At 69.9% G+C, this 13,742-nt stretch carries 14 protein-coding genes; 1 reads left to right on the top strand and 13 read right to left on the bottom strand.

All coding sequences use genetic code 11. The annotated features are described in order from the left end of the window. Positions 1 to 36: 36 nt before the first annotated feature. Together cls and ACPW96_RS20070 are read right to left on the bottom strand one after the other, a co-directional pair. Positions 37 to 1,503 (bottom strand): cardiolipin synthase, encoded by a 1,467-nt coding sequence (gene cls, locus ACPW96_RS20075; protein ID WP_425821800.1) that lies wholly within the window; start codon positions 1,501 to 1,503, stop codon positions 37 to 39. A gap of 72 nt (positions 1,504 to 1,575) precedes the next feature. Then, positions 1,576 to 1,764 carry a hypothetical protein gene (locus ACPW96_RS20070; RefSeq protein ID WP_425821802.1) on the bottom strand — a complete coding sequence of 63 codons (189 nt, stop codon included), beginning with the start codon at positions 1,762 to 1,764 and terminating at the stop codon, positions 1,576 to 1,578. 180 nt (positions 1,765 to 1,944) lie between these two features. Between ACPW96_RS20070 and ACPW96_RS20065 the strand changes: the two genes are divergently transcribed. Further along, positions 1,945 to 3,075, top strand: a complete 1,131-nt coding sequence (locus ACPW96_RS20065) for a DUF4192 family protein (RefSeq protein WP_425885224.1) — start codon at positions 1,945 to 1,947, stop codon at positions 3,073 to 3,075. Here ACPW96_RS20065 and lysS read toward each other — a convergent pair whose 3' ends face one another. The 11 genes from lysS to ftsH form a co-directional block, all read right to left on the bottom strand. Further along, positions 3,076 to 4,638, bottom strand: a complete 1,563-nt coding sequence (gene lysS, locus ACPW96_RS20060) for a lysine--tRNA ligase (RefSeq protein ID WP_425885223.1) — start codon at positions 4,636 to 4,638, stop codon at positions 3,076 to 3,078. A 93-nt stretch (positions 4,639 to 4,731) separates the two neighbouring features. Beyond that, a complete protein-coding gene (gene panC, locus ACPW96_RS20055; RefSeq protein ID WP_425885222.1) occupies positions 4,732 to 5,730 on the bottom strand; it encodes a pantoate--beta-alanine ligase in 999 nt (332 codons plus the stop codon). After that, a complete protein-coding gene (locus ACPW96_RS20050; RefSeq protein WP_425885221.1) occupies positions 5,727 to 6,449 on the bottom strand; it encodes a DUF2520 domain-containing protein in 723 nt (240 codons plus the stop codon). The genes panC and ACPW96_RS20050 overlap by 4 nt, the downstream gene beginning before the upstream one ends. Further along, entirely contained in the window at positions 6,446 to 8,065 is a 1,620-nt protein-coding gene (locus ACPW96_RS20045) for a PH domain-containing protein (protein ID WP_425885220.1), read from the bottom strand. Before ACPW96_RS20045 ends, ACPW96_RS20050 begins: the two co-directional genes overlap by 4 nt. Next, positions 8,062 to 8,715 carry a PH domain-containing protein gene (locus ACPW96_RS20040; RefSeq protein WP_425885219.1) on the bottom strand — a complete coding sequence of 218 codons (654 nt, stop codon included), beginning with the start codon at positions 8,713 to 8,715 and terminating at the stop codon, positions 8,062 to 8,064. The genes ACPW96_RS20045 and ACPW96_RS20040 overlap by 4 nt, the downstream gene beginning before the upstream one ends. Then, a complete protein-coding gene (locus tag ACPW96_RS20035; protein WP_425821816.1) occupies positions 8,660 to 9,154 on the bottom strand; it encodes a DUF3180 domain-containing protein in 495 nt (164 codons plus the stop codon). The genes ACPW96_RS20040 and ACPW96_RS20035 overlap by 56 nt, the downstream gene beginning before the upstream one ends. After that, positions 9,151 to 9,711: a 2-amino-4-hydroxy-6-hydroxymethyldihydropteridine diphosphokinase gene (folK, locus tag ACPW96_RS20030; RefSeq protein ID WP_425885218.1), complete on the bottom strand. Its 561-nt coding sequence runs from the start codon at positions 9,709 to 9,711 to the stop codon at positions 9,151 to 9,153. The genes ACPW96_RS20035 and folK overlap by 4 nt, the downstream gene beginning before the upstream one ends. Beyond that, positions 9,708 to 10,076, bottom strand: a complete 369-nt coding sequence (gene folB / locus ACPW96_RS20025; protein WP_425885217.1) for a dihydroneopterin aldolase — start codon at positions 10,074 to 10,076, stop codon at positions 9,708 to 9,710. Before folB ends, folK begins: the two co-directional genes overlap by 4 nt. After that, entirely contained in the window at positions 10,063 to 10,875 is an 813-nt protein-coding gene (gene folP, locus ACPW96_RS20020; RefSeq protein ID WP_425885215.1) for a dihydropteroate synthase, read from the bottom strand. The genes folB and folP overlap by 14 nt, the downstream gene beginning before the upstream one ends. Positions 10,876 to 10,901: 26 nt before the next feature. Next, complete coding sequence (gene folE, locus ACPW96_RS20015; protein WP_425885214.1) at positions 10,902 to 11,489, bottom strand: GTP cyclohydrolase I; 588 nt, start codon at positions 11,487 to 11,489, stop codon at positions 10,902 to 10,904. Positions 11,490 to 11,512: 23 nt separating this feature from the next. Further along, positions 11,513 to 13,519, bottom strand: a complete 2,007-nt coding sequence (ftsH, locus tag ACPW96_RS20010) for an ATP-dependent zinc metalloprotease FtsH (protein WP_425885212.1) — start codon at positions 13,517 to 13,519, stop codon at positions 11,513 to 11,515. Positions 13,520 to 13,742: the final 223 nt, after the last annotated feature.

Below are 13,742 nucleotides of genomic sequence, written 5' to 3'. Positions count from 1 at the left end.
GGCACTCAAGGCGGGGACTGACGCCGCGCAACGTATCTATTGCAGGGCGCTCGTCAGGCGGGCGATGTTGTCGAGCACCGTCGACCGCAGCGGCTGCTTCTCCCACTCCTCCAGGGTCAGTTCGCGGCTCAGCTCCCGGTACTTCGCCTCCACACTGCGCATCTCGCGCACGAACTCCTCGCCACGCACGAGCAGCGAGATCTCCATGTTGAGGCCGAACGAGCGCATGTCCATGTTGCTCGACCCGATCACCGCGACCTCGTCGTCGATGGTGAAGCACTTGCTGTGCAGGATGTACGGCTTCGGGTACATCCAGATCTTCACGCCCGCGCGCAGGAGGGTCTCGTAGTAGCTGCGCTGCGCATGGTAGACCATCGCCTGGTCGCCCTCTTCGGAGACGAACAGCTCGACCTGAAGCCCCCGCTGGCACGCGGTCGTGATGGCGAGCAGCAGCCCCTCGTCCGGCACGAAGTAGGGGCTGACCATGATGATCTTGCGCTGCGCGTAGTACAGGAGGCCGGCGAACAGGCGCAGGCTGTTCTCCATCTCGAACCCCGGTCCCGACGGCACCACCTGGCAGTCCAGGTCGCCCGGCCCCGTCGAGACGTCGAACAGATCGATCTCGTCGGTCAGCACCTCGTCGGTCTCGCTGTACCAGTCGGAGAGGAACACCGCGTTGATGCTGGCCACGATCGGACCCTCGAGCCGCACCATGAGATCGACCCAGTGCAGGCCGCGGCGGATGTTCTTCTTCAGGTTGTACGTCGAATCGGTGACGTTCTGTGAGCCCATGTACGCCACCGCGCCGTCGATGACCAGCAGCTTGCGGTGATTGCGCAGGTCGGGGCGCTGATACTTGCCCTTGAACGGCTGCACCGGCAGCATCAGATGCCACTGCGCACCCATCGCATTGAGGCGCTTGACGGTCTTCTTGTACATCGGCTTGCGCCGGTTCGCCCAGTGATCGAGCAGCACGCGCACCGTGATGCCCCGGGCGCACGCTTCCTCCATGGCGGAGAAGAAATTGTCGGTCGCGGCATCCGATTGCAGGATGTAGAACTCGATGTGCACGTATTCCTGTGCCTGCCGGATGCTCTCGGCCATCGCGTCCAGGCTCTGCTGGTAGTCGGGGATGAGGTGGGCCCCGTTGTCGCCGGCCAGCGGCATCGCGCCGAGCCGGCGATTCAGGGTGACCAGCGACGTGAACCACTGCGGGGCGTGCGGCCGGAGCGTTCCGAAGTCGAGGTGCTCGCTGGTGTCGTGGATGTACTCGTTGATGCGCTCCTGCTTGCGGCGGCGCTTGCGGGGCAGTCGGGGCGTTCCGATGAGCAGGAACAGGAACACGCCGATGATCGGGATGAAGTAGATCGCGAGCAGCCACGCCATCGCCGCCGTCGGGCGTCGGTTGCGCGGAACGATGATGATCGCGGCGATGCGGACGGCGACGTCGAAGACGAAGACGAGGATGAGCCACCAGGACGCATCGAAGGTGATCGCCACCATCAGCACTCCCCGGTCATCTGACCCAGCGTAACGGCACCCACGGACGGCGCCAGGCCGAGCACGGGGGTGCGCTCACGCCGCGGAGTCGTCTGCGATCGGCGCGGTGGCGCGCTTCGCCCGCTCTTCCGCCTCGATCTGCGAGTACACGCGGCGCTCGGTGCGGTCCATGCGAAGGATGCCGCGCAGCACGAAGAAGAACAGCGCGCTGACCACGAGGGTCGGCAGCAGCGACCACACGACCGCGCTCCAGTAGCTGTCCATCCCTCCATCGTACGCGGCGTTCTCCCCCTCCTCCCCAGAACTCCCGCGCTGCACGCGGCGGACCGGAATTGTGGATGACTCCGCTCGCTCAGCCCTCCCCAGGCCCCCTCCGCGCACCTCGCCGGCGGGCGCGCTGTGGAGGGCGGGCTCAGGCACCCGACGGCCAGCGAGGCTCGGGGGATGACAACGATCATCAAGGCCGCCACCGCCGCCGACTTCCTCGCCCTCGTCCCGCACCTCGCCGGCTACACGCCCACCAACAGCATCGCGCTCATCCCCTTCCGGGGCAGCCGCACGATCGGCGTCATGCGCTTCGACCTGCCTCCGGCCGATGCCGGGGACGAGCTCGACCGCATCGCCGCGACCTTCATCGGCATGGTCTGCAAGCTCGCGGATGCCGACGGCGTGACCCCCGTCGTGTTCACCGACGAGCGGTTCCGCGCCGAGGACGACATCGTGCATGGCGAGCTGGTGCGCGCGATCATCCGCCGCGCCGATGCCTGCGGCCTGCCCGTCGGCGACGCGCTCTGCCTCGCGGCCGACGGCTGGGGTTCGTACCTCGATCCGGAGTGCCCGCCCGAGGGGCGTTCACGCTCCGAGCTGCCGGCAGAACTCTCGATGCCCGAGCCGCGGGACGTGTCGGGCGACCAGGCGGCCGGGGTCGAACTGCCGCACGCCGATCTCGCCGAGAAGGAACGCGTCGGCGGGGCCCTCCTCGCCATCGACGCCGCCGTGCAGATCGTCTGCGGCGAGTCCGCGGGCAGCGCCGGCATGGCCGACCTCGACCCGCGCGCCATCGCCGCGGTCTGCTCGCTCGATGACATCCCGATGCTGTTCGAGGATGCGCTGCGGTGGGACGTCGAAGAACTCGCGCCATTCGACGCCGGGACGCTCATGTGGTGCCTCGCGCGACCCTCCCTGCGCGACGTCGCCCTCTCGCAGTGGGCGGGCGACATCGTTGCGGGCGATGATGCGCTGGAGGCGCAGCGCCGATGGGAGGACGGCGAGGACTACCCCGACGACCTGGCGCTGGTGATGTTCGGCGAGGGACCGCGACCCGAACCGGAGCGGCTGCAGAAGGCGCTCGCGCTCACCCGGCGCCTCGCGGCCGCGGCCCCCCGCGATGCGGCGGCGGCGATGCTGGCAACGGCCGCCTGGCTGGCCTGGGCGCTCGGGCGTTCGACGTATGCGCACTGGCACACGGCCCGCGCCCTGGAGATCGACCCGGACCACGGGCTGGCCGGCATCGTCGACTCGTTCATCGGCGCAGGGCATTTGCCCGAGTGGGCGTTCGAGCGACCGCTGCCCTGACTACTTGACGAGCGGAAAGAGGATCGTCTCCCGGATGCCGAGGCCGGTGATCGCCATCAGCAGGCGATCGATGCCCATCCCGAGACCGCCGGACGGCGGCATCCCGTACTCGAGCGCCCTCATGAACTCCTCGTCGATGCGCATCGCCTCGACGTCGCCGCGGGCGACCAGCTTCGCCTGCTCCGTGAAGCGCTCGCGCTGCACGACGGGGTCCACCAGCTCGGAGTATCCGGTGGCCAGCTCGAAGCCACGCACGTACAGGTCCCACTTCTCGACCACGCCCGGGATCGAACGGTGCTCCCGCACGAGCGGGCTGGTGTCGAGCGGGAAGTCCATCACGAACGTCGGGCGCACCAGGGATCCCTTGACGAAGTGCTCCCACAGCTCCTCGACGAGCTTGCCGTGCGTCGCGAGCGGCGGCTCCTCGATCCCCTCGCGGGCCGCGAGGGCGCGCAGTTCCTCGAGGGTCGTCTGCGGAGTGATCTGCGCGCCGGCCGCCTCGGACAGAGAGCCGTACATCGAGAGCCGGTCCCAGTTTCCGCCAAGGTCGTACTCGGTGCCGTCCGCCCAGGTCACCGTGGTCGAGCCGGTGACCGCGCGGGCCGCGTTCTGGACCAGGTCCTGCGTGAGGTCGGCGATGCCGTTGTAGTCCGAGTACGCCTCGTACGACTCGAGCATCGCGAACTCGGGGCTGTGCGTGGAGTCGGCGCCCTCATTGCGGAAGTTGCGGTTGATCTCGAACACCCGGTCGAGGCCGCCGACGACGGCGCGCTTGAGGAAGAGCTCCGGCGCGATGCGGAGGTACAGGTCGGCATCGAACGCGTTCGACCTCGTGACGAACGGACGGGCGGATGCGCCGCCGTGCTGCACCTGCAGCATCGGCGTCTCCACCTCGATGTAGCCCCGGTCCGCGAAGGTCTGGCGAAGCGCGGCGTTCACCTTGGCGCGGGCGCGCACCGTCTCCCGGGCCCGCTCCCTCACGATCAGGTCGAGGTAGCGGCTGCGCACCCGGCTCTCTTCGCTGAGCTCGGTGTACATGTTCGGCAGCGGCAGGATCGCCTTGGCGGCGATCCGCCACTCCTCGACCATGATCGAAAGCTCCCCCCGGCGGCTCGAGATCACCTGGCCTCGCACGAAGACGTGGTCTCCGAGGTCGACGAGCTCCTTCCAGTCCTGCAGGGACTCCTCGCCGGCGACCGCCAGCGACACCATGGCCTGGATGCGGCTTCCGTCTCCTGCCTGCAGCGTCGCGAAGCAGAGCTTGCCGGTGTTGCGGCTGAAGACGACGCGCCCGGCGACGGCCGCCGGAACTCCGGTCTCGGCGCCGGCCTCGAGGTCGGCGAAGCGCTCGCGAAGCGCGGGGATGGTGTCGGTGATGGGCACGCCGACGGGATAGGCGCCGCCCGCGGCATCCGCCCGCTCGGCCATCAAGCGCTCGCGCTTGGCGAGGCGGACCGTCTTCTGCTCCGAGACGTCCTCGAGCTCGGCAGTCTCGGCGGTGTCCGCGTTGCTGGTCTCGGTGCGGGGTGTCGGCGCGCCGGTCGCGGCGGTCACTTCGGTCATCGGTCGGGCTCCTCGAAAGTCGGGCCCAGTCTACCGGCGGCCTCCTGAACCCTCACCGAGGCCGCCCCGGGGCCGGAGCGCAATCCCCGAGCGCTATCCGATGTAGATCGTCGCGTTGTCGATGAAGCGGTGGCCGGCGACCGATGCGGCGATGAGCGCGAGCGCCGGGCCCTTGTGGTCGCTGTCGACGGGAAGGAAGGACGCGGGGTCCACGACCGACAGGTACTCGAGGTTGATGCGCGGCTCACCCATCAGCGAGGACTGCGCTGCAGCGATGCACGCATCGACCCCTCGATCGGCATTGGATGCCGCGGCATCGAGCGCCGCCGGCAGCTTCGACGCCGCAGCCAGGTCGCGCTCCTCCAGCATCCCGACCCGGGTCGAGATCGGCAGCCCGTCGTCGCCGCGCACCGTCTCGACCGTCTCGAGGGCGGCGTCGAAGTACAGGTCGCGGATCATCCGGCGCACGAGGAAGATCCGCTGGGGATCCCGCTCGCCGTAGATCACGATGTCGGGATTCACGAGGTTCATCAGCTTCGCCTCGACCGTGAGCAGCCCATCGAAGTACCCGGGACGCGAGCGCCCCTCGTACCGCAGACCGAGATCGCCGGCACCGATCTTCGTCGTCTGGTTCCCCTGAGGCAGGATCTCCGCGGCATCCGGAGCGAAGATCACATCCACGCCGAGCGAGTCGAGCAGCCGCTCGTCGTCCTCCGGGGTGCGCGGGTATGCCTGGAACTCAGCAGTGGTGCGGAACCGCAGCGGGTTCACGAAGATCGACACGACGACGATGTCGGCGCGCTCCTTCGCGAGGTGGATGAGGTCGAGGTGGCCCTCGTGGATGGCGCCCAGGGTGGAGACGAGGGCGACGGTCGGCGGGGGGCTGGCGTCGGAGATCTGGCGCGCATCCTCGATGGGGCTCCGCCCCAAACCCCCGGCTTGCTGGCGCGCATCCTCGATGGGGCTCCGCCCCAAACCCCCGGCTTGCTGGCGCGCGCCCTCGATGGGGCTCCGCCCCAAACCCCCGGCTTGCTGGCGCGCGCCCCGTGCCTCGGCCAGTCGGGTGCGCAGCCCCTCGATGGTGCTGATCATTGGTCGATCGTAGCGTTGCCCAGCGGCGGCACGTCGCCGGGCCGGGGCGGCGCGTCCACCAGCGCCTGGTCGACCGTCGAGCGCACGAGGGCCGACAGGTACCCGCCGGGGTTCTCCACACCGATGTCGCGCAGAAGCCCCGTCGCCTGCTGCACGATGGTGCGCGAGAATGCGGTGGCGATGCCGATCGCCTCGGCGTAGGCCGGGCGGTCCTCCTCGGCGATCACGATGGGCTCGCAGCCGAGCTCGACGGCGAGCGCCTGCGCGATGGGCAGCACGGCTGCGGGGGCCGTCACCGCGGCATAGCCGGCGGCGAGCTGTCGCAGGTCGATGCTGGTGCCGGTGAATGAGATCGCCGGATGCACGGCGAGGGGGATCGCGCCGCGCTCGGCGGCAGGGCGGAGAACCTCGATGCCGTACGCGGCATCCGTATGCATCACCAGCTGTCCCAGCTGCCAGGCACCGACGACGGCGAGCCCCGCCACGAGCGGGCCGAGCTCGTCGTGCGGCACCGCGAGCACCACGAGCTCGCTGCGCCGCACCACCTCGAGCGCGTCGAGTACCGGCACTCCGGGCAGCACGGCCGACGCCCTGTCATCGTCGGAGCCCGACGTGATGCCCGTGATCGCGTGCCCCGCTCCGCCGAGCGCGGCCCCCAGAACCGGACCGACCTTGCCCGCGCCGATGATGCCGACACCCAGGCGTCCGTCCCGGTTCATCGCTCCTCGCCCCATCTGTGGCTCCGGTCCACCGACGCGGCGGCCACGGCCCCGTGTGCGGCGTCCTCGAACAGGGCCAGCGCCGCGTCGCGGTCGATCGCGGCGAGTGTGCCCCACACCGGGCCGGAGACCGTCTGCACCCGGCCGGTGGCCACGCGCAGCATCCGATCGAGGGGACCCTGATTGAGCGAGAAGCTCTGCAGCCGCGCCAACGGGAAGATGCCGAGCTTGCGCCAGATGACGCCCCGGCGCAGCAGCAGGGCGTGCGCAGAGACGAGGTAGCCGTTGCGGCGCCACGACAGCGGTCGCAGGATGCGGGCGCGTCCAGGGGTGTTCGTGTACGGGTCGCCCCCACCGGGTCCGAGGATGCCGTGCTCGAAGACGAGGGGCCACTCCTCGTCGGGGATGCCCGGCATCAGCAGGCGCAGCACGCGTTCGACGTCGTCACGGGTGCCCACCGGCAGCACGGTCGTGAACTGGTCCGTCGTCGTGTCGGCCGAGCTCCGGCCCGTGAGCCGGTTGATGCGCACCGTCCACCACCCTGCCGGACGCCAGAGGATGTCCTGCGAGACCTCGACGGCGTGCACGCGACCGGGAGGCAGGGTCTCGGTGACCGTCGTGAAGAATCCGAACGTGATGCGGATGCCGTCCGGTGTCGGGGCGATCGAATAGCGCAGCGCCTTGATGATGCTCGAGATCCAGTACGCGCCGAGGCCGATCACCGCCGGCACGAGGCTGAACAGCGCCCACGTGGCACCGAGCGACGCCGCGACGACCACGCCGATCACGAGCAGTATGAGGAAGACGGTCCACCCGCTCAGCAGGTGCGAGAGCACGAGCCGCACAGGGGGGATGTTCACGACGCTCTCGGGCTCCTCCGAGGGCGACTCCGGCCCGGCGATGAGCCCATTGATGCCGTCGGTCACGGTGGCGGTGACGGCGTGCGTCCGACTGACGCTCGGCTGCGTCGTCCCCTCTGCCGGCGGGCCGGACCTCACGAGGCGCGCGCCGGAGGCGAGCCGCAGGATATCGGTTCGCACCTCCTCCGCGTTGGCCGTCGAGAGGTACTCGAGCTTCACGTTGGCATCGAGTCCGGCCCCGACCACCTCGAGCTTGGCCATCCCCACCAGGCGGGCGAAGAGCGGACGGGTGAGGTTGACGCCCTGCACGCGATCGAGCGGTGCCCGGCGCTGCGTGCGGAACAGGATGCCGCTGCGCACCTCGACGCGGTCCTCGGTGATGCGGAAGGTGTGCCAGCGCCACGACAGGTAGAACCAGCCGATCAGCAGCAGCACGACCCCGAGCACGATGAGAGCAGCGAGGAGGATGAGGTTCTGCTCGAAGATCCAGTCCAGCGGATCGCCGTAGCTCCACTGTTCGGTCGACGGCGCATCCGGGAGGAACCAGGGAAGGAACGTGCCGATCAGGCGGTCGCGCAGGTTGGCGATGACGATGCCGGCCACGACGACGAGGAAGAACCCGCCGCGGAACAGCGGCGTCAGGGGATGCAGCCGGTGCCACTCGCCGTCGCTCAGGGGGGAGCGGACGGATGCCTGGGGCGGCGCCTTGTCTGGGCGGGCACTGCCTGAATGGGCACTGTCCGGGACGGTGCTCACAGCCCCGTCCGGCGGGTCTCGGCGACCTCGATGAGCAGGTCGCGAAGGTCCTCCGCCGTCTGCTGAGGCAGCCCGGGGATGACGACGCCCGTCGCGGCCGCGGCGGTGACGAGCTTGAGCTGCGCGATGCCGAAGCCGCGATCGAGCGGACCGTGGGTGATGTCGACGAGCTGCATCCGCCCGTAGGGCACCGCCACCAGCCGCTGCCACAGGATGCCGCGGCGGAACACGAGGTCGTCTTCTCGGAGCTGGTACCCGTAGGCGCGCGCCTGTCGTGGAACGAGGGCGAGGGTCCACACGAGGATGGCGATGAAGATGCCGCCGGGGATCCAGGCCCACGTCCACTGCAGGACCTGGGTCAGGAAAAGCAGCACGGCAACGACCACCGCCAGGCCGATGCCCGAGGAGATGAGCTGCACCCACACGTACTTCGGCGAGATCTGGTGCCACTTCCCGTCCGCGAGGGCGAGCCGGGCCTCCGCCTTCGGCTCGCGCAGCTCGGTGAACGTGCCCTCGTCCAACCTGCGCCCGGCGACGGGTTCAGAGGCGCCGACGGGTTCGGTGGCGCCGACGGGTTCGGTGGCGCCGACGGGTTCAGTGGTGCTGCGGCTCGACTCCGGGGTCGGCGTCAGATCCGGAGTGTTCGTCATCATCGTCCTTCGGGAGGGTGCAGAAGTGCTCGGCGACCAAGGAGGCCCCCACCAGCACGGCGGCGCACACGGCGGTCGCGATGATCGTCGCCAACGAGCCTAGTGGCGGGTCGATCGGGCGGGTGAGCAGGTACCCGGCCAGACCCACGGCGAAGCCGGCGACACCCGCGCCGACGAGGCTAGACGCCTTGGCGAGGATCGCCACGCGCAGGGCGCGGAAGGGGTTGACCGGCGTCGCCGCGGTGCTGCGGGTCGCCTGCCGGATCGGCCACGCCAGCGCGAGCGTGATGCCGCCGAGCAGGATCAGCATGATGGGAAGGCTGAGCGCCGGCACGAAGGTCGGTCGCCCCGAGACGGTGAGCGCGTGATCGAGCAGGAACCCGGCGGCGACGCCGATCAGCGCCGCGATGCTCAGGATGCCGGCACCGGTGCGCTTCACCGGTTCGGGCTTTCTCGGAGGTTCTCGAGCAGCGCGTCCACCCTGCCGCCGCCGGGCAGCACGGCGTCGGGATCGACCGCCAGCCACGGTCCGAGCACGAAGTCCCGCTCCGCGGCCCGTGGGTGAGGCAGCGTGAGCTCCGGGGTGTCGGCGATCACGTCGCCGTAGGCGATGAGGTCGAGGTCGAGGGTGCGATCGGCCCACGTGGGCTGCTGCCCCCGTCGAAGCGCGGGGCGCTCTCGACCGTGCGCGGCCTCGATGCGGTGCAGCAGGGCCAGCAGCACGGTCGGCGCCAGGCGGGTCGTGACCAGGGCGACGGCGTTGAGGTACGGCGGGGCCTGGTCATCCGGGCCCTCCGGCGTGAGGGCGACCGACTCGATGCTCTTCGACACCGTGATGGCGTCGACGAGGGGCAGGCGTGCGATGTCGCGGACGGCCTCCTCCAGCGTGCGCTCACGGTCGCCGAGGTTGGCGCCGAGGGCCACGACGGCGACGGACGCCGGGTGCGGGCGGCGCTCGGGGCCTCCGCTGACGGGCTGCGTCAGGCCGCGGCTCATGGCCTCCCCCGCCGGATGGTGACCGCGACATCGGTGAAGGGCACCGCGATGGGCGCCGACGGCTTGTGCACGGTGACGACGGCCAGCAATACGCGCTCGTCCGTCAGGAGGTCGGCGGCGATCCGCTCCGCCAGCGTCTCGACGAGGTTCACGGGCTCGCCGCCCACGATGGCCGCGACACGCTCCGAGACCTCGCCGTAGTGGATCGTGTCGGCCACGTCATCCGTCTCGGCCGCCCGCCGGGTCGACACGTGCATCGTGACGTCGACGAGAAAGTCCTGCCCCTGCTGCCGCTCGAAATCGAACACGCCGTGCCGGCCGAAGGCGCGCAGCCCGGTCACGGTGATCTCGTCAAGGAAGTCCACGGGCCCCACTCTTCCATGCGCCCGCGACGCCGAGCGCATCCCTCGTCGAGGCCACGTCGTGCACCCGCACCGCCCACACTCCCGCCGCGTCGGCGAGCACGCTCGTCACCGCGGTGGCGAAGTCCCGGCGCTCGATGGATGCCTCGGGCCCGAGCACATCGCCAAGGAAGCGCTTGCGCGACGTGCCGAGCAGCACCCGGTGTCCGAGCGCGACGATGTCCCCGATGCTCTCGAGCAGGGCCCAGTTCTGTTCCGCGTTCTTCGCGAAGCCGATTCCGGGATCGACGACGATGCGCGACGGTGGGATGCCGGCGGCCTGCGCCGCCTGCACGCGTTCGAGCAGCTCGCCGGCGACCTCCCGGCCGATCTGAACGTACTCGGCCCGCGCGTACATGTCGGCGGACGGGCCGCGCCAGTGCCCCAGCACGATGTCGGCGCCGGTCTCGGCGACCGCACCCAGCAGTTCCGGATCCGCGAGTCCCCCTGAGACGTCGTTGACGATCGAAGCGCCGGCTTCCACCGCCGCGAGCGCCGTGCGGGCGTTCATCGTGTCGATGCTCACGGTCACTTCGTCGGCGGCGAGCGCCGAGACGATCGGCAGCACACGCTGCAGCTCGACCTCGACGGGAACGCGCTCCGCGCCCGGGCGGGTCGACTCGCCGCCGATGTCGATGATCGACGCGCCCTGTGACCGCAGCAGCCGCCCGTGGGCGATCGCGTCGGCGGGACCGTCGAAGGAACCGCCGTCACTGAAGGAGTCGGGCGTCGCGTTGACGATTCCCATGATGAGTGCCGTCATTTCTCAGAGACCGACGCGCACCGTCATCACCGGTGCGCCCCCAACAGGGCGATCAGCTCGGCGCGTGCCGCGGCATCCGCCAGCTCTCCGCGCGCCGCGATCGTGACGGTTGATGCCTCCGGCTGCCGGTTGCCGCGCATCGTCACGCACTCATGGGTGGCCTCCAGCACCACGAGCACACCGCGGGTGTCGAGCGAGTCGGCGATCGCGTCGGCGATCTGCTCGCCGAGGCGCTCCTGCACCTGCGGACGGGCGGCCAGCACGTCGACGACGCGGGGCAAGGCGCCGAGGCCCACCACCTGCTCGCCGGGGAGGTACGCGATGTGCGCCTTGCCGAGGAACGGCAGCAGGTGGTGCTCGCAGACCGATCGGAACGCGATATCACGCAGCATCACCGCACCCGACGGCAGCGTATCGGGGGCCGGGCCGCGCGAGACGCTGATCGTGCGCGCCAGCGGCGCCGCGGCATCCTGCCCGATGCCGGCGAAGAACTCCTCGTACGCGTCTGCGACGCGCTGGGGAGTGACCTTCAGCCCGGGCCTGTCCGGGTCCTCGCCGATGGCCACGAGCAGCTCGCGCACGAGCGCGGCGACGCGCTGCTTGTCGACTGTCACGGGGTATCGGAGGCCACGGGGTCTCAGGCGGTCGCGGGGCGCGCCTGCCCGGTGGGCCGGCGACGCGTCGCCTTCTCGGTCACACCGGACTCCGCCTCGACGTCCGCGGCGATACCCGCGGGCTCGGCACGGCGCGGCACGTCGACGGGGGGCAGCAGCGACACGGGGCGCTCATTGCTCGAGAGCCACTGCGGGCGCGGCGGCAGCTTGCGCACGTCCTTGAACAGCTCGGCGAGCTCGAGGTGGTCGAGCGTCTCTTTCTCGAGCAGCTCGAGGGCCAGCCGATCAAGCAGGTCGCGGTTCTCGTTGAGCACCTGGTACGCCTCGTTGTGCGCGAGCTCGATGAGCCCGCGCACCTGCGTGTCGATGCGCTCGGCGACCGCCTCGGAGAACTCGCGACCGTGGCCCATGTCGCGGCCCATGAAGACCTCGCCGCTGGCCGAGCCGAGCTTCACGGGACCGACGTCGTTCGTCATCCCGTACTCGGTGACCATCTTGCGGGCGATGCCCGTGGCCTTCTCGATGTCGTTGGAGGCACCGGTGGTGGGGTCGTGGAACACGATCTCCTCCGCGACGCGCCCGCCCATCGCGTAGGCGAGCTGGTCCTGCAGCTCGTTGCGCGTGACGGAGTACTTGTCATCCAACGGCAGCACCATGGTGTAGCCCAGCGCCTTGCCGCGAGGGAGGATCGTGATCTTCGTCACGGGATCGGTGTGATTCATCGCCGCCGCGGTGAGCGCGTGCCCACCCTCGTGGTAGGCGGTGATGAGCTTCTCCTTGTCCTTCATGACACGCGTTCGGCGCTGGGGACCGCCGATGACGCGGTCGATGGCCTCGTCGAGGGCGCGGTTGTCGATGAGCTGGGCGTTGGAGCGGGCCGTCAGAAGCGCGGCCTCGTTGAGCACGTTCGCCAGGTCGGCACCCGTGAAGCCCGGCGTCTTGCGGGCGACCACCTCGAGGTCGACGCCGTCCGCGAGGGGCTTGCCGCGTCCGTGCACCTCAAGGATGCGCTTGCGGCCCTTGAGGTCGGGAGCGTCCACCCCGATCTGGCGGTCGAAACGGCCGGGACGCAGCAGAGCCGGGTCGAGGATGTCGGGGCGGTTGGTCGCCGCGATGACGATGACGTTGACCTTGGGGTCGAAGCCGTCCATCTCGACGAGCATCTGGTTGAGCGTCTGCTCGCGCTCGTCGTGACCGCCGCCCATGCCGGCGCCGCGGTGGCGGCCGACGGCGTCGATCTCGTCGATGAAGATGATGGCCGGGCTGGATTCCTTGGCCTGGTTGAAGAGGTCGCGCACGCGGCTCGCGCCGACGCCGACGAACATCTCCACGAAGTCCGAGCCGGAGATCGAGTAGAACGGGACACCGGCCTCACCGGCGACCGCGCGGGCGAGGAGCGTCTTGCCGGTCCCGGGAGGGCCGTACAGCAGCACGCCCTTCGGGATGCGGGCCCCGACCGCCTGGAACTTGGTCGGGTCCTTGAGGAAGTCCTTGATCTCCTGCATCTCCTCGATCGCCTCGTCGGCGCCGGCGACATCCTGGAACGTCACGGTGGGAGTCTCTTTGCTGACGAGCTTCGCGCGCGACTTGCCGAACTGCATCACCTTGCTGCCGCCGCCCTGCGCGGAGGAGAGCAGGAACCAGAAGAGCACGCCGAGCAGCAGCAGCGGAAGCATCAGCGAGAGCAGGCCGTCGAACCAGTTCGGCTGCGGCACCGCGTCGTTGAAGCCCTCGGACGGGTCGGCCGCGTTGATCGCGTTCACGACCTCCGGCGCACGGGCCGTGACGTAGTAGAACTGCACGTCGGTGGCGCCCTCGTACGGCTCGGAGAGCTTCATGTCGACGCGCTGGTCGCCGTCGGTGTTCAGCACCTCGGTGACGGTGCTGCCGTCGAGCAGCTCGAGACCCTCCTGCGTGGAGATCTGCTTCGCTCCGCCGAGGCTGGAGATGAGCGAGAAACCGACGATGAGGAACACGCCGATCAGCAGCACGTAGATCAGTGGGTTGCGAGTGATCTTCTTCAGGTCCATGATGTGGGGCCGAGCCCCCGAGCCCTTCTTTCGGCATACCGGCGTACCGGCGTGAAATCAGGTTAGCGCGGCGAAGTTGTGCCCCGCCTGGGGATTCGCCCTCGGCGTACCCCTTGTCCCCTCTCGACGCCGGTCGCCGGCCTCCCGGCTAGACGGTATGTAGTGGCCCTCTTCGGGTGAGGGGGTCGCGGGACGGGGCCTCGCTCACAAAACTCGTGGGTTA

Origin of the sequence: Micromonospora sp. DT81.3 (genome assembly GCF_049847225.1) — a bacterium.
Taxonomy (GTDB): domain Bacteria; phylum Actinomycetota; class Actinomycetes; order Actinomycetales; family Microbacteriaceae; genus Microbacterium.
Note: the sequence above shows the minus strand (reverse complement) of the source record. Positions and strands in the feature narration are given on the sequence as shown.